Genomic DNA, 18,966 nt, shown 5'->3' on the forward strand with positions numbered 1-18,966 from the left:
GTGGTGTCCTCGAACACCCACCGCTCGTCCTGGGCGTTGGTGCATCCCCACTGGATGACCTTCGAACCGTTGGTGAGCTTATTGCCCGCACCGGCACAAAGGGCGCTGTAGTCATTGCTGAGGTAGACGGCGCTGTCGGCCCGCCTGGGCTGCAGGGAGAAGACGACGCGATGGTTGGTCTGTTCGTTGCTGCCCCACAGGCGGCCCGAGCTGGGCGCGTAGGACAGGTTCTGGGTGAGAGCCGGTGAGCGGGTCAGCACCGATGCGCGGCCGCCCGGCTGGGCCTGGTAGATGCAGGAGTAGCTGAGTTCGTCTCCAGGCCGGCCGTCTCCCATGTAGCCGACGGGGCACTCCGCGGACAGGTAGTAGTAGGTGCCGTCGGTGGCTACTCCCTGGAGCTGGCGGACGGGGGCGACATGGGCGGATGTTGCCGTGATGGGGGCCGTCCCCCCTTCACCTATGGACGCGAGCGGCCAGGTGATCACGCGCGCCGGACGCGTGTCGATCGGCTTTGGCGGCTTGAGGTATTGCAATTGATCGGAGTTGCTCCGGTACTCCCCGGACACCAGGCTCCCACTGCTGCGGTCCAGGCTCAGGGAGCTCAGGCAAGCAATGAGCTTGTCACAGGCTCGGAGGGCTTTCCTGCCGGGGTTCTGCTGTTCCCATGCGACTTCCTGGGCCTTGGTCTGGTACCCGTAGCGGGCGACCATGGGCAGAGCCCATTGATGATGGCCGGCCGACGAGACACCGCCCTTGATCCCCACGTCTTCGGAGACGGAGTTCATCTTCCACAGGTGGTTCAGGTCGTAGATCTGCAGTTCGCCGCCGTTGGCCACGAACAGCCTGTTCCCGTACCACACCATGCCGTCGGCGTGGACGTTGTCGACCTCGCGGAAGTTGGGGTTGGTCCGGCTGCCGGTGGGCCTGACGAGCAGCACATGCCCGTAGCTCCAGTCGTTGCCGGTCGACTCGAGTATGGAGACACGGGCCTTCTGGTCGCGGACAGTGGACCCGTTGCCGTCTGAACCGCTGCCGTAGTACCAGCCCTGCATATACAGGTGATGACCGTCCGCGGTGCCGCTCGCGTAGGCGTCGTGCGAGGCCGTCATGCCCTGCGGGTGCCAGCCTCCGGCGGGGTTGTAGGCGCTGGTGCCGTCGTCCGTCTTGTCCCAGCAGAACCCGTTGTACTTGAAGGTGCCGTTGAGGCCGGTCGTGTGGCACAGGTTCCGGCCGGTGTGCTGCCGCGACTGGGCGACGCTCAGCGGCGACGCTTTTGTCACGGCCTTCGTTGCCTCTGAGCCCTCGATCACCGACCTGGCCGTCTGGTCCCCGAGCTCTCCGGGGTCAACGCCCGGCATCTCGCGCGGATAGAGAACGAAATCGGACGCATCCACCTTCTCGAACCGTCCGTCTTCCGGTGCGGCGGCGGCCTGTTGAGTGCCCGTCATGATGGCCGCCAGGGAGGACAGGGCGACGAGCGCCGCCATGAGCCCGCCCCTGCGGCGTGTGCGTATGTTTAATTCCACAAGGTGAAACATTAATCCCCGGGAAAATCCGGACCAAGGCCGGGTAATGCCGCATGAGCAGGCCGAAACTCAGGCCCGTTCGCACAACTCCCTTGGCGGCGACCACTCCAGATTCAACCCCTGAGTGATGGTGCGGCCGGACAGCTGGGCCACGATCTGGGCGGGGCGGCGTGGGGCCGTTCGCTTGGGTGCCGGCCGATTTGAGCTACGGCCGTCAAGCGTCCGTTTGGCGAGCTTGGCCCAGCGCTCGCGTGGCGCGACGACCTGCGGGAGATGGCGGCGCGCTCGACGTTCGGGCCTTGCCGACAAGGGAAAGAACGTCTGGTTCCGCGGCTGCGTCCGTAGGCCGATGGGACATCCGCCTGGGCCAACGACGCGTACCCGTACGCGGCGCGGCACCGCTTCGCGAGAGGCTTGTCAGTTCCAGCGGACGCCAAAAGGAAAAGGCAAGGAGAGCTCTCCCTGCCACTACCAAGATATAGCGCACCGGGGGGCTTGCGGCAAGACCCGGGTGGTGGCGCAGAATCGTCGGCCGAGGCCACAACCTGCGGAAATGAGGGCACGACGTGCGGGTGTTGTCGACGTATGGGGGACGCGGTGACGTCGAACCAGTGGTGGGACCGGCAGTGCGGTCGCGAGCGCTCGTGGCGGAGGTGCGGGGGTGCGCGCCGCCCGACCGGGCGGAGCGGCCGGCCGACTCGTCAGAGGGAAGGCAACCAGAGACGAGGACGTGCCAGACAAGAGGTTCGACAGAGCTGGTGGCGCCGGTGATTCGATCGGCCAGTGCAGTGCATCGGGACACGACTGCCTCGGAGGTATCGCGATGATCGAGCAGTACGTGTGGGATCTTCAAGAGGTTGACGAGACGCAGGTCGCGGTCGTCGGCGGCAAGGGCGCGCACCTGGGCGGGCTGTCGCGGATCGAAGGCATCCGCGTGCCGGCTGGCTTCTGCGTGACGACGGACGCCTTCCGGCGGATCATGGCGGAAGCGCCGTCGATCGACGATCGGCTCGAACAGTTGCCGCGCCTGAACCCGGACGACCGGGAGGGGATCCGCACGCTCAGTGCGGAGATCCGCCGGACCATCGAAGGGATCGCCATCCCGGGCGATCTCGCGGCGGCGATCACCCGGGCGCTCGCCCAGCTCGGCGAGCAAGCTGCCTACGCTGTCCGATCCAGCGCGACGGCGGAGGACTTGCCGACGGCCTCTTTCGCGGGCCAGCAGGACACATACCTCAACGTTGTGGGGCCGGCGGCGGTCCTGCGGCACGTCGGCCGGTGCTGGGCGTCGCTGTTCACCGAGCGGGCCGTGACCTACCGCCTGCGCAACGGCTTCGACCACCGTACGGTCCACATGGCCGTGGTCGTGCAGCAGATGGTCTTCCCGCATGCGGCCGGCATCCTGTTCACGGCCGACCCCGTCACGGGCAACCGGAAGGTCGCCACCGTGGACGCCGGCTTCGGCCTCGGCGAGGCCCTGGTCTCCGGCCTGGTGAACCCGGACGTCTTCAAGGTGCGACACGGCGAAGTCGTCGCCAAGGCGATCGCCGCCAAACAGCGTGCCGTTCACGCCCTGCCGGCCGGCGGTACGCAGGAAGTGGCGATCGACGCGCAGCGGCAGGAGCAGCCGGCGCTGACGGATGCGCAGGTCGTGCGGCTCGTGCAGCTCGGGCGGCGGATCGAAGCGCACTTCGGCCGCCCGCAGGACATCGAATGGTGCCTGGTCGATGAGGGCTTCCAGATCGTTCAGAGCCGGCCGATCACGACGCTGTTCCCCATCCCCGAGGCAGGCGATCAGGAGAATCACGTCTACGTCTCCGTCGGTCATCAGCAGATGATGACCGACCCCATGAAGCCCCTGGGGTTCTCCATGTGGCAGCTGACGGCCATGGTGCCGATGCACGAGGCCGGCGGGAGGCTGTTCGTCGACGTCACCCGGCGCCTGGCCTCGCCCGCGAGCCGCGCCGGCCTCCTGGACCTCATGGGGAGAGGCGATCCGCTGGTCAGGGACGCGCTGGAGACTGTCCTCGACCGCGACGATTTCGTCCCGTCGCTTCCGGACGGGGGTCCCGGCGGTCCGCCGGCCGGCGGTGCGTCCGCCCCGGTCGAGCCCGATCCGGCCATCGTCACCGAGCTGATCGAGCGCAGCCAGGTGTCCATCGCCGCCCTGGAGCGCGACATCCGGACGAAGACCGGACCGGCGCTGTTCGACTTCCTGCTGGAGGCCTTCGAGGAGCACAAACGGGTCCTCAGCGACCCGTTGAGCATGCAGGTGATCATGGCGGGGATGGAGGCCACGTGGTGGCTCAACGACAAGCTGCAGGAGTGGCTGGGCGAGAAGAACGCGGCTGACACGCTAACGCTGTCCGCCCCCGACAACGTCACGTCGGAGATGGGACTGGCGCTGCTCGACGTCGCGGACGTGATCCGCCCGCAGTCGGAGGTGGTGGCGTTCCTGCAGGGCGTCGAGGACGAGGGCTTCCTGGACGAGCTGGCGAAGCTCGCGGGCGGGACCGAAGCGCGCGACGCCATAGAGGCCTACCTCGACCGGTACGGCATGCGCTGCGTCGGCGAGATCGACATCACGAGGCCACGTTGGCGCGAGCGCCCCACCACGCTCGTGCCCGTGATCCTCGACAACGTAAGGATCTTCGAGCCAGGCGCCGCCGAGCGGCGCTTCGAGCAAGGGCGGCAGAAGGCGCAGAAGATGGAACAGGACGTGCTGTCACGCTTGCGGGCCCTGCCGGACGGGGACCAGAAAGCCGACGAGGCCAAGCGGATGATCGACCGGGTCAGAACCTTCATCGGGTACCGGGAGTACCCGAAGTACGGCATCATCAGCCGCTACTTCGTCTACAAGCAGGCCCTGCTGGAGGAGGCCGAGCGCCTCGTGCAGGCCGACGTGCTTCCTGAGAAGGAGGACATCTTCTACCTCACGTTCCAGGAACTCCACGACGTCGTGCGCTCGAAGCAGGTGGATGACCGGCTCATCAAGGAGCGCAAGGACGCGTTCCGGTCGTACCACGCGCTCACCCCGCCCCGGGTGCTCACATCGGACGGTGAGGCCGTCACCGGGGCGTACCGGCGCGACGACGTGCCGGACGGCGCCCTGATCGGCGTACCGGTCTCCGCCGGGACCATCGAGGGAAGGGCCCGCGTCATCCTTGACATGGCGAAGGCCGATCTCGAAGCGGGCGACATCCTGGTCACGGCCTTCACGGACCCCAGCTGGTCGCCACTGTTCGTCGGAATCGCAGGCCTGGTGACGGAGGTGGGCGGCCTGATGACCCATGGCGCGGTGATCGCCCGGGAGTACGGCCTGCCGGCCGTCGTGGGCGTGGAGCAGGCCACCCGGCTGATCCGGGACGGGCAGCGGATCCGCGTGCACGGAACCGACGGGTACGTCGAGATCCTGTCTTGACCGACCACACCGAGAAGCCCCATCCGTAGCTTCCGACTGAACAACGCCAAGCAGTTGATGACCACCCCACGACCGCCGCCCGCAACGCGCACACGCGGACACGACCCGTAACTGTTCTTCACCTGGGAAGCGCCTCTTCCGCTACCACGTACAGGACCCTCAACAGATCCTATCGTTGCAGCTCAGAGGCACTTTCTACTTTCTCGATCACCTACCGGACAGCGCCCCTCGTGAAAGCCCGAGGCTAACGGGCTGCCGCCGTCACCGGGCGACGGCGCAGTGCCCAGGCGGCGGCCAGCGCCGCGCACGGTGCCGCGATCAGCAGGCACGCCCCTGTCACCAGGCCGAGGGAGCGCCAGGGCACGACCAGTGGTGCGCCGGCCCCGAGCAGTGCCAAACCGGCGTGCATGGTGCCCAGTTGGATGGCGGCCACCGCGCACCCCAGCACCGCGCCGACCGCGACCACCAGCACCGACTCGGTGGTCACCAGCCGTATCACCTGCGCCCGGGTTGCGCCGGCCAGGCGCAGCAGGGCCAGTTCGCGGCGCCGGTCGGTGGTCGCCATCACGAGGGTGTTGGCGAGCGCGATGCCGGTGTAGGTCAGGGCGAGACCCAGGACCAGGACGGTCCGCAGCCAGGCGATGCGGCTCGCGGCGGGGGCGGTGGCGGCCAGCCACTCCTCCCGGGTGGCGACGGTGGTACCGAACGGGCGCGCGGCGGCGCGGAGTAGGTCGGGGGTGGTGACGTCGGCCGCGGCGGTGAGTCTGATCTCGATGCGATCGACGCGGGCGCCCGGACCGTTGCGGGCGGTGACGTACAGCCCGTTGTCGCCCAGGCCGTCACGGAGGACGGCGGCCACCCGCAGGGTCGCCCGGCTGCCGTCCGCGCGCACCACCTGTACCGGGGCGCCGACGGTGGTCTGGCCCCACTCCTCAGGCAGCACGATGCCGTCGTCGTCCAGTGCGGACACCGATCCTGTGAGCACCGGCAGTCGGGCGGTGGTCGCCAGGGTGGCCGGTTCGGCAGTCCTGGCCTCGGACCTGACCACCGTGCCGTCCTGTTCGACCAGCGAGAGCGTGGTGAGGGCGGAGGGGGAGACGGTGACGCCCGGGACGGCGCGCAGAGCGGCGGCGAGGGCATCGGGGGAGGAAGTGTGCGGTACGGCGACGAAGTCGGCGGCGGTCCGCGAGCGGGCCTCGGTGGTGCGGGCGGCGCTCACCGTCTCCAGGGCCCCGGCCAGCGAGCCCGTCAGCGCCACGGACACCAGCACGGGCGCGGCGACGGCGCCCGTTCGGCGCAGCGCCGCCGAGGCGTTCTCGCGGACCAGCCGCCCGGCGTACGAGGTCCAGCGGGCGGGCAGCCAGGTGAACGCGCGCAGCAGTGGGCGCGCCAGGACGGGCGCGAGCAGGCCGCACGCGGAGATCAGCACCATCGGCTGCACGGTGTACGTCTTGCGATGCAGGAGATCGGCGGGGTCGGTGACCAGAGCGGTGACGATCAGGGCGGCGGCGGTGAGGACCAGCCCCAGGCCCCAGAACCAACGGCCCGCGGTCATCACCCCGGCGTCGAGGTCCGCGGTGCGCAGCGCGTCCAGCGGTCCGAGCCGGCCCGCGCGGCCGGCGGCCACCGCCACCCCGGCCAGGGCCACCAGCAGGCCTGTCCAGAACGCGGCGTGCAGGGGCCAGTTCTGCTGCCCGAGCGTGAGGTCGGGCGGCGCCATGCCGACGTCCGCGAGCCAGCGCACCATCCGGGGGGCCGCGAGCCGGCCGAGTGCGCAGCCGGTGGCGGAGGCCACGATGCCGAGGACGAGGGCCTCGGCGAGGACGGTGCGGCGCACCTGGGCGCGAGTGGCGCCGGCGAGGCGCAGCAGGCCGAGTTCGCGCCGACGTTGTGCCACGACGTACGAGAAGGTGGACGCGACGACGAACGCCGACACGAACGCGCTCACCCCGCCCGCCGTGCCGAGCGCCGCCACCAGCGACACCACGGCCTCGCCGCCGGGCAGCGCCATCGCGGTGGCCAGCCCGAGCAGCATGACCGTCATCATCGCGACGCCGAGCGCGAGGGCGGTGAACGCTCCGATGAGCGAAACCCAACGGGTCCGGAGGGACTTCAGTGCAATCCGCAACATCCTCATGCCGCAAGCCAACCGGCCGGGAGTGGGGTGGGTCAGTGGGGCGGGGGCCACTGTGGATGGTAGGGCCCGCCCTACCGTGCGAGAGGCGGAGCCGTGCCTAGGGTGGGGCGGGAGAGGGGGGCGGATGGGCGAGAACGGCGTCTGGCGGGAGTTGAAGCGCCCGGGGTTTCTGCGGTCGGCGATACCGTGGCGGGCGGCCGGGTACCTCCTGGTGAGCGGGGCGGCTGGGGCGCTGCTCTGCGCGGGCTTGCTGGTGGCGGCGGTCGCCGCCGGGGTGTTGGCGGTGGTGCTGGTGGGCTTGCCGCTGTTGGCGGGGCTGGCCCTGGTGGGGGTGCCGTTCGCGGCGTGGGAGCGGTGGCTGTTGCGGCTGCTCGACGGCACGCGTGTGGCGGATCCGCATCAGCTGCCGACCCGCCCTGGGCTGTCGGCCTGGCTGAGGCTGCGTTACCGGGAGCAGGCGACCTGGAGGGAGTTGGGCTTCACCGTGCTGGCGGGGTTCGTGCTGTGGCCGGTGGACCTGGTCGTGGTGGGCTGTGCGCTGGTGGTGCCGGCGTACTTGCTGGCAGCGCTGCCTCTGCTGCTGGCGGACGGCGAGCAGGTGAACCTCCTGAAGCTGTGGGAGGTCCATTCGCCGGTCACGGCGGGCGCGTTGGGGATCGTCGGGCTGGTGGCGGCGGCGCTGTTCGCGTATCCGCTGACGGCGGTGGCGGCGGGCCGGGCGGCACTGGTCCGGCTGGTGCTGTCCCCGGGTGGCCAGGAGCAGCGGATCGGTGAACTGGTCAGCTCCCGGGCGAGGCTGGTGGACGCCTTCGAGGCGGAGCGGCGCCGGATCGAGCGCGATCTGCACGACGGCGCCCAACAGCGGCTGGTGGCCCTTTCGATGACGCTGGGGCTGGCCCGGCTGGACACCCCGCCGGACAGCGCGCTTGCCGCCCACCTGGCCGTCGCGCACCGGGAGGCGGACGAAGCCCTCTCCGAGCTGAGAGAGCTGATCAACGGCATCCACCCCCAGGTGCTCACCGACCGCGGCCTGCCGGACGCCTGCGTGGATGCCGTCGACCGCTCGCCCGTACCCGTCGAGGTCCGCTTCGACCTGCCTGGACGGCTGCCGCCGGCAGTCGAGTCGGCCGGCTACTTCGCGGTGTCCGAGGCGCTGGCCAACATCGCCAAGCACAGCGGTGCCGAAGCCGCCCGGATCAAGGGGCACTACGCTGACGGGCTGTTGACGATCGACGTGTCGGACGACGGGGGTGGCGGCGCCGACCCGGCCAACGGTACCGGCCTCACCGGGCTGGCCGACCGGGTCTCGGTGGTGGACGGCACACTGACGGTGAGCAGCCCGCCCGGCGGCCCGACCCTGCTGCGCGTGGAGATCCCTTGCACCCCACTCAGCCCGACCCGCTCCGGATAGTCCTGGCCGAGGACGGTGTGCTGCTGCGCGAGGGGCTGATCGGCCTGCTCGCCCGCTTCGGTCACCGGGTGGTGGCCGCGGTGGGTGATGCCGACGCACTGCACGCCGCGGTCACCGAGCACGGGCCGGACATCGTGATCACTGATGTGCGGATGCCGCCGGGGCAGACGGACGAGGGGCTGCGTGCCGCCGTCGCCCTGCGCGAGCAGCTGCCGGGGCTGCCGGTGCTTGTCCTCAGTCAGTACGTCCAACGCTCCTACGCCGCAGACCTGTTGGACTCCGGGGACGGCTCGGGCGTCGGCTATCTGCTGAAGGACCGGATCGGCCAGGTCGAGGACTTCCTGGCGGCGGTCGGCACGGTGGCGACCGGCGGCACGGTGGTCGACCCTGAGGTGGTGCGCCAGTTGCTGCGGCGCCGCCGGGACCCGCTGGAGCGGCTGACCCCGCGCGAGCGGGAGGTGCTGGCGCTCATGGCCGAGGGCCGGTCCAATGCGGCGATCTGCCGCGAGCTGGTGGTGTCGGATGCCGCGGTGGGCAAGCACATCGGCAACATCCTGATGAAGCTGGACCTGCCCCCGACCGAGGAGACCCACCGCCGGGTGCTTGCGGTGCTGGAGTTCCTGCGGGCCTGAGCCCTCCCCGAGCCCGGCACGATCCGAAAGACCCCCCAAGGTCAACTGCCCGGGCCTCAGCCGCTGGAGACCGCTCTCAGGTGCGACTTGCCGCGCCGCACGTCGGGCGAGACGGCGGGCCGTGCCTCGCGCAGTACGAGCGTGAGCCGGGTGAATCCCATGTCCTGCAGGGTCCCTGGGGTCTCGTCGACGATCCGGCACTCGGTCCGGCCCCAGCGGGGATCGGGGTGGTAGAGCGGTCGTACGGCTCCGTCGTGATGCACGGCAGCCGCGCCCATGACGCGCATCCAGTGCGGCAGTCCGAACCGGTAGGCGGCGTCCATGATGGGGTCGCCCGCGATGTCGCCACGAATGGCCTGAAGGACTCGGTCCTCCGGGTAACACTCCAGAGCCGCGTCGAGCTGGGCGAGTAAGGGCAGACACCAGCTCGTCTCGCGGTCGCCGAGCACCACGCCCGCGTCCGGGTGGAACAGCACGAACCGGAGGAAGTTCTCGCTCGGCATGGCCGTGGGGTGCGACGCGATGCCGTGGAACAGCGCCTCGAAGGAGTGGTTGGCGTGTGCCACGTCCCAGCGCCGGTCGAAGAGCACCGAGGGCATCGGCACGGCATCCATCATCGCTGCATAGTCGTACAGATAGGCCTGTGTCTCGGCGTCCGGGGCATCACCCGGATCCGGGCCGGCGGGCGCCGAGGGCGACAACGGCGGGGCGGGCACGGCGGGCAGCGCAGGTGCTGTGACAGGCGCGAACGGGCGCACGGGCCCGGACGGAAAGGCCGGACCCGACGGTCGCGCGGGCCCGAGCGGAAGCGTGGGCAGGGACGCCCCCACGGGCCTGTTCCAGGCAGCCGGCGGTTCCCGGTCGACGGCTAGACGGAACAGCCAGCCGCCCTGCTGGTCGCTCATCTCCAGGGCCTTGACCAGGGCGCAGAGCAGTTCGTCGGTCCAGTCCTGGGCAGGCGTACGCTCCCAGTTTCCGTACGCACCGGTGCTGATCTCCAGCCGGGCGGCCACGTCCTCGACACTGAGCCCGAGCTCCTCCCGGCGCCGCCTGAGGACATCGGTGACCCGCCTCGCCCGGACCGCGCCGCGCGCCGTGGCTGCGTGGCCCCGACGCCCATGGGCACCGGGCCGTTCCACGCCTGCCTCATGTGTCATCGAGAACGCCACCCTCTCGAAGTCCCGTTGCGGCAGGGCCATTTGGATCATCACCGCGTGGCGATCCTGCTACCCGGGCACGACCATGTCAACTATCGTGGCATTGACCGCCGCTGAGCGTTCAAATCGCGCCACAGCTGTGGCAGGACCTGGTTACACTTCCGTGAAACAGTTACTCTCCCGGCAGCCAACTGTGTGCGGAGCGACCTCGCGTGATCTAGGAGACCTACTGGTGACAGACGGCTTCTCGGTTCCGGGCCAGACAGCCGCAGACCCCCTGGCGGCGTCGATTTCCCGGCTGGCCGAACTCGCGGGCAAGCTCGGTGTGCCTCACAGTGAGGTCTTCGACCTCCATCAGCTCTCCGACGCTTCCGGCGTCCCCGCCGACGTGGTCGGCGATCTCCTCGACGGCAAGCCCGCCGGCGAACCCGACCTCCAGGCGCGCTTTCTGCAGCGCTTCGATCTGCTGCGCAGGACCAGGCTGAAGCCCAACGGCCGCCGCTACACCCAGCAGGAGATCGCCGACGGCGCGGGCATGTCACGGCAGCAGGCGGGCGCTCTCATCAACGGCGACCGCAGACCGACCATGGAGCACTGCGACGCCATCCAGCGCTTCTTCAAGGTCCACGCCGGTTTTCTGACCGCCGAGGACGCCGACGCGCTCGACGGCGCCGTGCAGCGCACCGAGCAGACGCTCCTGCACGACTACGCCGGCGACAGCGACCCGCTGGAGCGTCTGCTGCAGGACCACGGGGTACGGGGCATCGCCTGGCGCGCGGCCCAGCTCCCCACCGACAAACACCGCGACAAGGTCACCGAATGGCTCGACATGCTCCTGGAGAGCGTCAAGCCGTCGGAGTCCTGAAGTGAACCCTGCACCGACGGGAGAACGGTGAACAAAGGCAAAGAGATGCGGCGGTTGTGCGGCGAACTGATCGCCGGAATCGACCTGCCCGTCCCCGCGGAACCCACGGACCTCTACGCCACGCTGTGCGACAGAATGAGCAGCCGCCGCGGCCGGCCGGTCCAGTTCCGCATGGCCTCGTTCCCCCCGGGAACCGCCAGCGGGCTCTGGCTCGACATGGCGGACCAGGATCTGATCGTCGTCGAGGAGCGCACCGCCCCGGATCACCAACTGGTCATCCTCGGCCACGAGTTGTGGCACATGCAGGCCGGTCACTGCAGCCACCATGTCGAGGGCGCGGCTGTCGCGGCACGGCTGCTGAGCGACGGCGCCGACCTGCAGGACACCGTCCGCAAGGTCGCGGCCCGTACACACTTCGACGTCGCCGAGGAGAACGAGGCGGAGAGCTTCGGGCTGCTGCTGAGCTCCAAGTGCCGCTCTCTGCTGACGAGTCCGGCCGCGCGTGGTCTTCTTCCCGGTCTGGACGTCATCGAGGGCCGTATCGAGGCATCGCTGGGATACCGAAAGCCGCAGGGCTGATGCGTGGAAGGCCTGGACTTCTACATACCGGGCGCCGCCCTCGCCGTCGCCTTCGGATTCCGGCTACCGGGAATCAGCCGCAGCTGGCGTGACCCGCTGCTGCGGTCCGTCAGCGCACTGCTGCTCGTTGCCGTCTCGGTGTTCTTCTTCGCGGCACCGCCCACCATCGCCGCGGTCAACCGCATCACCGGCATACCCAACTTCTCCGCTCCGCTCGTCTACTGCATCCTGACGGCCTTCAGCGCGTCCTGTCTGGTGCTCGTCATCAACTGGCGCGGGGGGCCGCCCGAGGTCACCGCGCGCTCCTCCCGACGCGTCATCACCGCGTACAGCGCGGTCATCGTCGCGATGATCGTCGTCTTCGCCCTCGGCGACGCCCCCGTCGAGCGGCTGCGGGACCTGGACACGTACTACGCCAACACTCCGTACATGCGCGAGATGATCGTCCTCTATCTCGTGGCGCACACGACGGCGGCGGTCGTGATGACGGTCCTGTGCCGGCGCTGGTCGCTGAGGGTCCACGGCTGGCTGCGCACCGGTCTGGTGCTCATCATGACCGGCTACTTCCTCAACCTCGGATTCGACGCCGTCAAGTACGCAGCTGTGTCGGCCCGTTGGGCCGGATACAACCTGGACTGGCTCAGCACCCGGGTCGCACCGCCGCTGGCGTCCGCCTCCGCCATATTCATCGCCGCGGGGTTCATTCTCCCGCTCGCGGGCCAGCGGTTCATGGACGCCTGGCGCACCTGGTCCACCTACCGGAAGCTCGGCACCCTGTGGCGCGAACTGCGCTCGGCGGCACCCAAGGGAACAGGCTCGGTCCGCATCTCCCTGTGGTCCTCAGGGAACCTCCGGCTGACGCAGCGCGAAGCCTTCATCCATGACGGCATCCTTGCCCTGGACCCGTACTTCGACCACGCCCTGCGGGCCGACTCCCATGCCGCGGCGCTCGCTGCCGGGGCCGACGCGGACCTGGCCGACGCTGTCGCCGAGGCGGCGATGCTGGCCGCCGCGGTCGTCGCACGGGACGCCGACCCCCAGGGGACGATCATCACCTCGGCGGACACCCGCTCCCCCCTTCCCAAGCAGGCCCAACGCGATCTCGTCGGCATGTCCCGGGCGTTGCGTCACTCGCCTGTCGTCGCAGCAGCCCGCCGATCGGCGGCCATGTCAGAGAGCAGCCACCCATGAGCGAACCCCAAAGACCCGACGAGGGCCGCGCCCCGCGTCGCGCCGTCGTCATCGGCGCGGGACTGGCCGGGATGCTGGCCGCCGCGGCGCTGGGCGAGTTCGCCGACGAGATCACCATCGTGGAGCGGGACACTCTCCCGACCGGCCCCGAGCCCCGCAAGCATCTGCCCCAGGCAGGTCACGCGCACATCCTGTGGTGCGGCGGAGTCGAGGCGATCGAGTCCCTGCTGCCCGGTGTCACCGCCCGCTGGCTGGCGGCCGGTGCCCGGCGCATCCCGCTGCCGACCGCCATGGTGGGGCTCTCGCCGCAGGGCTGGTACCGGCGCTGGACCGAGGAGACCCACTATCTGATCGCCTGCAGCCGTGACCTGCTCGACTGGGTCGTACGCAAGCAGGTCCTGCCCGCCCCGGGCGTCAAGGTGCTCCAGCGCACCAAGCTGCTGGCCCTCGAAGGCGATTCGTCCCGTGTGACGGGCGTACGGGTGCGGACCGCCGAGGGCGCGGAGCGCGTCCTTGCGGCCGATCTGGTCGTCGACTGCAGCGGCCGCGGCACTCGCGCGCCGCAGCTGCTGGGCGCGCTGGGCGTCGAGGACATACGAGTCGACGAGGTGGACACCGGTCTGGTGTACGCCAGCCGTCTCTTCCGCGCTCCGGAGGGCGCGGGCGAGTTCCCCATCGTCAATGTGCAGTCCAACGCGCGCGAGCCGCGGCCCGGACAGGCCGCGGTCATCCTCCCCGTCGAGGACGGGCGCTGGCTCGTGACCCTGTCCGGTACCCGGGGCGGGGAGCCCACCAAGGCCGCCGACGCCTTCGAGGCCTTCGCCCGCTCCGTCAGACACCCCGTCGTCGGCGAGCTCATCTCCGGTGCGGAGCCGCTCAGCGATGTGGTCACGTTCGGCAACACCGCCAATCGGCGACGGTACTTCGAGAAGGCCCGCGGCTGGCCCGAGGGCTTCGTCGCGGTGGGCGACGCGGTCGCCACCTTCAACCCGGTCTACGGGCACGGCATGTCGGTGGCGGCACAGGGCGTACGGGCCCTGCGCGATCAGATCCGTACACTCGGGATCACCGCACCCGGGCTGGCCCGGCGGGCACAGCGGGCCATCGCCAAGCCCACGGGCACGGCATGGGACCTGGCCACCGGCCTGGACATCTTCTACCCCGGGGCGACCGGAAAGGAGCCCAGCGCGGTGGACAGGCTGCTCGGCCGCTACGTCGACCGCCTCATGCTGACGTCGACCGGAAACTTCCTGGTCGTCGACGCCCTGACGGACGTGATGACCCTGTCGGCCCCCATCACGGCACTCGTCAGGCCGCGGGTCGTGCTGGCCGCACTGCGGGGGCCCGGCCTGCCGCCGCTGACCGGACCGCCGCTGACCGACGAGGAACTGCACAGCGCGGGCAAGCCCCGCAGCGAGCCGAAGACGGAGCTCGAGACCGATTCGGCGGACGCGTGAGGCTGAACGGGCCTGGGAGCCAGACACCACTGGAGCCCAAGGCCGACCGGGAAACGGTACGACGGCACAACCTCAGCCTGGTGCTGCGGGCGGTCCGCGACGAGGGCGAGGTGACCCGGGCCGGGGTCTCGGCACGCGTGGGGCTGACCCGGGCTGCCATCTCCTCGCTGGTGGAGCAGCTGCTGGAGAGCGGGTTCCTGACGGAGTCGGGCAAGACGTTCAGCGGCCAGGCAGGCCGTCCGGGCACGGTGCTGAAGGTCGCCCGTACCGGAGTCGCAGGCATCGGGGTCGAGATCAACGTCGACTACGTCGCAGTGTGCGTGGTGGACCTGGCGGGCACCGACCGGGTGCGGCTGGTCGAGCACATCGACAACAGCGGTGCGCCACCCGAGCGGGTCCTGAGCCGGGCCGCGGTCATCGCCGCGCGTGCCCTCGTCTCGGCGGCCGAACAGGAACTGCACCCGGTCGGCGTGCAGTTGGCGCTTCCGGGTCTCGTCTCGGCCGGTACGGTCCGGCACGCGCCCAACCTCGGCTGGACGCGTGTCGCGGCCGAGGGCCCGTTCGCCGATGCGCTCGCCAAGCTGCGGCCCGCTCAGCCCGAGCTGCCGGTGCAGTCGGAGAACGAGGCCAATGTGGCGGCCCTGGCGGAGCTGTGGTTCGGCGGCCTCGGCGACATACGCAGCTTTCTGTATCTGACGGGCGAGATAGGGGTCGGCGGCGCGCTGGTCCTGGACGGTGAACTGCTGCGCGGCGCGCACGGTTTCGCCGGTGAGATCGGCCATGCCGTGGTGTCCCCGGACGGTCCCGAGTGCCGCTGCGGCTCGCGCGGCTGTCTGGAGCAGTACGCCGGTCAGTCGGCGCTGCTGCGGGCGGCGGGCCTCGACGAGCGCACCGGCGCGCGGGGCGTGGCCGAGCTGGAACGGCGGGCCAGGGCGGGCGAACAGCGCGCCGTCGCGACCCTCGGACAGGCCGGGCTGATGCTGGGCCGGGTCCTGTCGGGCGCGGTGAACCTCTTCGACCCGGACGCGGTGGTGCTCGGCGGTGAGGACCGCTGGACCCCGGCGAACGCACGCAGCGCCTCGGCGGTCCGTTCGACCCCGCCCGCCAGCTCGTCAACCGCCGCCGACCAGGACCGTTCGGGGTCGTACGCCGTGTCGTTCCAGGCGTAGTCGGCGACGCCGGACAGGGCGATCCTGGACGCCTGGGCCTGCGGTATCGGGTGGGCGGTCAGCCCCAGCAGCGACTCGCCGAGCCGGGACTCACGGCCGGTGAAGGGGCCGAGCGGCAGCCGCCCCTGCGCAGAGTCATGGACCGGGCAGGTGTCCCGGAGCACGACGGGGTGGCCGAACATCTCGCGGGCGGCGGCCACATCGGCACGGGTGAGCGGGGGCGCGATCGCAGCCATACCGGTCCACTGGACGACGACTCCGGGATGGAGATCCTCGGCGATACGGCGCGTGTAGTCGGTCCGCGCGGTTCCCCGGTACTCGGTCGGCACCATCTGCAGCGGTTCGGCGCCCGGATGTGTGTCGATGAAGGCTCCCAGCACGGCGTTGATCAGATGCGCCTGGGCTCGGGCCGCGGCAGCGGGGCCGGTGCCGAAAGCGGCCCCGTCCTCCTCGCAGTACCAGCGTTGATGGCCGATGTCGTCGAAGGCCACCACGAAGCTGCGCACGCCCAGCCCCCACAGGGAATCGAACTTTGCGGCCAGAGCCTCCGCCTCGGAAGGCTTCGAGTAGCAGACCGACCGGCCCGGTGAGAGGACACAGCCGAACGTGACATGGTTCGCGTGGGCCCGGCGCACCAGTTCACCGATCCGCCGGAGCTCATCGGCCGGGTACTGCTTGCGCCAGTCGGCCCGCAGATACGGGTCGTCCTTCGCCGTGTAGAGATACGAGTTGAGCTTGTGACGGCCGAGGAAGTCGAAGTCGGCGAGGCGCTGCTGATGCGACGGGGGCGGCCCGTAGGTGCCGTCGGCCACGCCGCGCCACCGCAGCGACGGCCAGTCGCGGATCACCAAGCCGCCCAGCCGGGGGCCGCGCACCAGCTGACGAAGCGTCTGCGCGGCGTAGTACGTCCCCGCGCCGTCGACGCCGCTGAGCACGATCCGGTCGCGCCCGTCCCGGCCCTCGCCGACCGCCAGGACGTACCCCTCGGCGGCCATGGTCTCGGCGCCCTGGACTCCCAGTGCGTGCAGGGCGTCCGCGGTCGCGGCGTTCTCTTTGTGGCCGCCGACATGAACGGTGAGCCGGTCGTCGCGTGCGGGAGAGTGGTCGTCCACCAGCCGGATGGTGCGCACGCCCGCGTCGCGCAGCACTTCCTGGACGATGGCGAGCGCGGAGCCGTCGGTCGAGGCGCCTCTCACGAGTGTCACGGCCGAGGGAATGCGTACGTCTTCGGGGCGGCTCGTTATCGAGCGGGGAGTCGGATGCAAGGGCGGGGCGCCGTTCGCCCGGCCGGCGGTCGTGTTTCCGGCGTCCGCGGCGAACACGCCGCCGTCCGGGACGAGCAGGGAGAGCGCCATCGCGACGGCATGAGCGCCGCGGGAACGCCAACCGGCCGGGACTGACGGGAATGTTGATCCGATCGCCATCGCAGTGTGCCTCCTTGCGCATACCCCGATGAAGCAGGACTGGACCACTGACTGACATCGTTGTCAAGAGCGCGTGCACCCCCAAAACGCGACCGGCGGCCGTATCCGCAGCGCAGGGCGCATTCGGACAGGGCCGCCGGCCTGGCGGACTTGCGGGCAGTCAGCGCTCGTGCAGGGTCAGCTCGCGCTGATCGGCGCTGAGGATGACGGGAATCGGGATCAGCCCACCCGACGAATTGAGTTGGAGCAGGGTGGCCTCGCCCTGTGCGGCGGCCGCCGTGAAGCCGCCTGAGGTACGGGCCGTGTTGAGCCAGGTGTGGTCCTGTCCGTCACAGGTTGCGATCGTGCCGCCGACATCGGCCTTCGTGGCGCCCTGAATGACCTTGGAGCCGACGAAGACAGGCCCCGAGCGCGAGGAGCAGCGGTAGGTGCCGGTGAGCGTGACCGTACCGTCGGCGGAGACCTGTCCGGACGGGTCGAGCGCGACGGTGTCGGGGCCGAATTGCGCGGTGGCACTGCCGGGAGTCAGAGCCGTGGCGAGGGCTGCGGCGATACAGGCGGAGAAGAGCAGCGAGGTGCGTCGAGCTGTGATCATGCCGGGCCCAACGAGCCTTGTCGGCTGAGGTGTCGGAGTCGTTCACGGATGGCCGACCGGCGCGGAACGGGGAGTGGAAGTGCGGCCGACTCGGGCGCCCGGGATTCCGTGTGGAGATCTCACAGGGGCGTGCATATGCCAAATAGATGCCCGCGAGTGGCGGTACGGAAAAGAGCCCATGGGCGGTTAGTGCAAACCTGAATGAGTTGATGGTGGGTCATCCGTGACTGCTGTTTTCGATATGACTTGTTGGTGAGTAGGGTGTGCTCGCTGCCGTGGATCAATGGAAGGTGTCCGGCTGAATTCTGCCTGGCCGGAATCTGTGCATGGGTGGTGTCGTCTGCAGGAGGGGAGGGGTTTGTGGCTGCTGGCTCGTTCGAGGGGCAGTATGTCTGGCATCCGGCTGCTGATGACCGCCAGTTGGCTCAGGCGTGTATCGATGTGAAGGCGGGTCGGTACCTGAGCGCGCACGAAGCCCTCCTGGACGCGCGCCACGATTTCGAAGTGCGGGCCCATCGCTCCCTGGTGCTCGCCTCCGAGGCGGCGGACTCCGATCTGGCCGAGCGGTGGCTCGACGAGGAGCCCGGCCCTGAGTCGTCCCTGCTCTGGGCGCGCGTCGCCATGCTCCGGGCCTTACGGATGGCCGATGCCCACGACCGCCGCGCGGGAACGCTCGTGGGGATAGCGCAGGCGGCATGCGAGCGAGCGGCGCAGGCGCTGCCGGAAGACCCCACGCCATGGGTGGCCCAACTGGCCCTGTCCCGCCTCAAGCGGCCGCGGGATCCCGCCCCCAACGGCTTGCTCACCCGGCCGCCCGGCCCGTGGCAGCTGTTCGCCCACATTCTCCGGCTCGACCCCTGGCACCGTGAGGCACACCACCGGTTTCTGGCCTTCTTCTTCACCCGGCACGGCGGCACGGCGAGCGCGCGCTGGGACGTCGCCTCCTTCCTCAGCCACCGGGCTCCGCCCTCCTCCGCGTTGAGACTGCTGCCGCTGGTCGCCCTCGTCGAGGACTACGACGCCTCCGCCCTGCTGGCCGACCGTACCTGGCAGCAGCCCCAGTGGCTGGCGGCCGCGACGGGCAGCTACAACAACTGGTTTCCCCATGTGGCCGGCTACCGGTTCACTCCGGTACTCGATCTCTCGTATCTGGCCCACGCGCTCTACATGGCTAAGCGTGAATTCGAGGCGCGGGAAGTATTTACGGCGATGGGGCCCTATGCCTCCCGAATGCCATGGAGTGCATTCGGTCCCCCCGCGGATCAATTGACCAGAGCGAGACGCTCCTGCGGACTCCCCATTCCCAGCGCCGCCTGACATTCCCCCAATGAACCCGACCACTTCTCACACCCCCAATGAGAAAGGCTGCGATTGTGTCCGAGCGTACGTCTGCCACTCGCTC

General features: G+C 70.1%; 12 protein-coding genes and 2 pseudogenes. 9 read left to right on the plus strand and 5 right to left on the minus strand.

Annotated features, from left to right (window positions below; genetic code table 11):
* Window positions 1–1,487, minus strand: a 1,487-nt coding sequence (locus tag ABZS64_RS12455; RefSeq protein WP_355827111.1) for a hypothetical protein, incomplete at its 3' end; no start/stop codon positions are given.
* Between the two features lie 862 nt (window positions 1,488–2,349).
* On the opposite strand from ABZS64_RS12455, the gene rph reads away from it, so the two are divergent.
* The gene (rph, locus tag ABZS64_RS12460; RefSeq protein ID WP_355827114.1) at window positions 2,350–4,947 is read left to right on the plus strand and encodes a rifamycin-inactivating phosphotransferase; all 2,598 of its coding nucleotides are present in this window, start codon (window positions 2,350–2,352) and stop codon (window positions 4,945–4,947) included.
* A gap of 244 nt (window positions 4,948–5,191) precedes the next feature.
* Here rph and ABZS64_RS12465 read toward each other — a convergent pair whose 3' ends face one another.
* A complete protein-coding gene (locus ABZS64_RS12465) occupies window positions 5,192–7,084 on the minus strand; it encodes an FtsX-like permease family protein (protein ID WP_355827117.1) in 1,893 nt (630 codons plus the stop codon).
* A 124-nt stretch (window positions 7,085–7,208) separates the two neighbouring features.
* On the opposite strand from ABZS64_RS12465, the gene ABZS64_RS12470 reads away from it, so the two are divergent.
* The gene (locus ABZS64_RS12470; RefSeq protein ID WP_355827120.1) at window positions 7,209–8,495 is read left to right on the plus strand and encodes a sensor domain-containing protein; all 1,287 of its coding nucleotides are present in this window, start codon (window positions 7,209–7,211) and stop codon (window positions 8,493–8,495) included.
* Complete coding sequence (locus tag ABZS64_RS12475; protein WP_355827123.1) at window positions 8,462–9,127, plus strand: response regulator transcription factor; 666 nt, start codon at window positions 8,462–8,464, stop codon at window positions 9,125–9,127. Before ABZS64_RS12470 ends, ABZS64_RS12475 begins: the two co-directional genes overlap by 34 nt.
* A 56-nt stretch (window positions 9,128–9,183) precedes the next feature.
* Here the strand turns inward: ABZS64_RS12475 and ABZS64_RS12480 are convergent, their stop codons facing one another.
* Window positions 9,184–10,284: a helix-turn-helix domain-containing protein gene (locus tag ABZS64_RS12480; protein WP_355827125.1), complete on the minus strand. Its 1,101-nt coding sequence runs from the start codon at window positions 10,282–10,284 to the stop codon at window positions 9,184–9,186.
* A gap of 232 nt (window positions 10,285–10,516) precedes the next feature.
* Here ABZS64_RS12480 and ABZS64_RS12485 point away from each other — a divergent pair, with 232 nt between their 5' ends.
* From ABZS64_RS12485 to ABZS64_RS12505, 5 genes and pseudogenes are all read left to right on the plus strand, one after another.
* A complete protein-coding gene (locus ABZS64_RS12485) occupies window positions 10,517–11,149 on the plus strand; it encodes a helix-turn-helix transcriptional regulator (RefSeq protein ID WP_355827128.1) in 633 nt (210 codons plus the stop codon).
* Window positions 11,150–11,194: 45 nt separating this feature from the next.
* Entirely contained in the window at window positions 11,195–11,728 is a 534-nt protein-coding gene (locus ABZS64_RS12490) for a toxin-antitoxin system, toxin component (protein ID WP_355827492.1), read from the plus strand.
* A gap of 3 nt (window positions 11,729–11,731) precedes the next feature.
* Window positions 11,732–12,919 (plus strand): MAB_1171c family putative transporter, encoded by a 1,188-nt coding sequence (locus ABZS64_RS12495; protein WP_355827129.1) that lies wholly within the window; start codon window positions 11,732–11,734, stop codon window positions 12,917–12,919.
* On the plus strand, window positions 12,916–14,376 hold the full coding sequence (locus ABZS64_RS12500) for an FAD-dependent monooxygenase (RefSeq protein ID WP_355827132.1): 1,461 nt from the start codon (window positions 12,916–12,918) through the stop codon (window positions 14,374–14,376). Before ABZS64_RS12495 ends, ABZS64_RS12500 begins: the two co-directional genes overlap by 4 nt.
* Window positions 14,373–15,419: pseudogene (locus tag ABZS64_RS12505) on the plus strand (ROK family protein); the annotation flags it as partial. The gene ABZS64_RS12500 and the pseudogene ABZS64_RS12505, both read left to right, overlap by 4 nt.
* Before the next feature lie 77 nt (window positions 15,420–15,496).
* Here ABZS64_RS12505 and ABZS64_RS12510 read toward each other — a convergent pair.
* Window positions 15,497–16,969: pseudogene (locus ABZS64_RS12510) on the minus strand (beta-N-acetylglucosaminidase domain-containing protein); the annotation flags it as partial.
* Window positions 16,970–17,129: 160 nt separating this feature from the next.
* Entirely contained in the window at window positions 17,130–17,564 is a 435-nt protein-coding gene (locus ABZS64_RS12515) for a DUF6299 family protein (protein ID WP_355827135.1), read from the minus strand.
* Between the two features lie 360 nt (window positions 17,565–17,924).
* Between ABZS64_RS12515 and ABZS64_RS12520 the strand changes: the two genes are divergently transcribed.
* Complete coding sequence (locus tag ABZS64_RS12520; RefSeq protein ID WP_355827138.1) at window positions 17,925–18,881, plus strand: hypothetical protein; 957 nt, start codon at window positions 17,925–17,927, stop codon at window positions 18,879–18,881.
* Window positions 18,882–18,966: the final 85 nt, after the last annotated feature.

Source organism: Streptomyces sp. NPDC005408 (genome assembly GCF_040606445.1).
Lineage (GTDB): Bacteria > Actinomycetota > Actinomycetes > Streptomycetales > Streptomycetaceae > Streptomyces.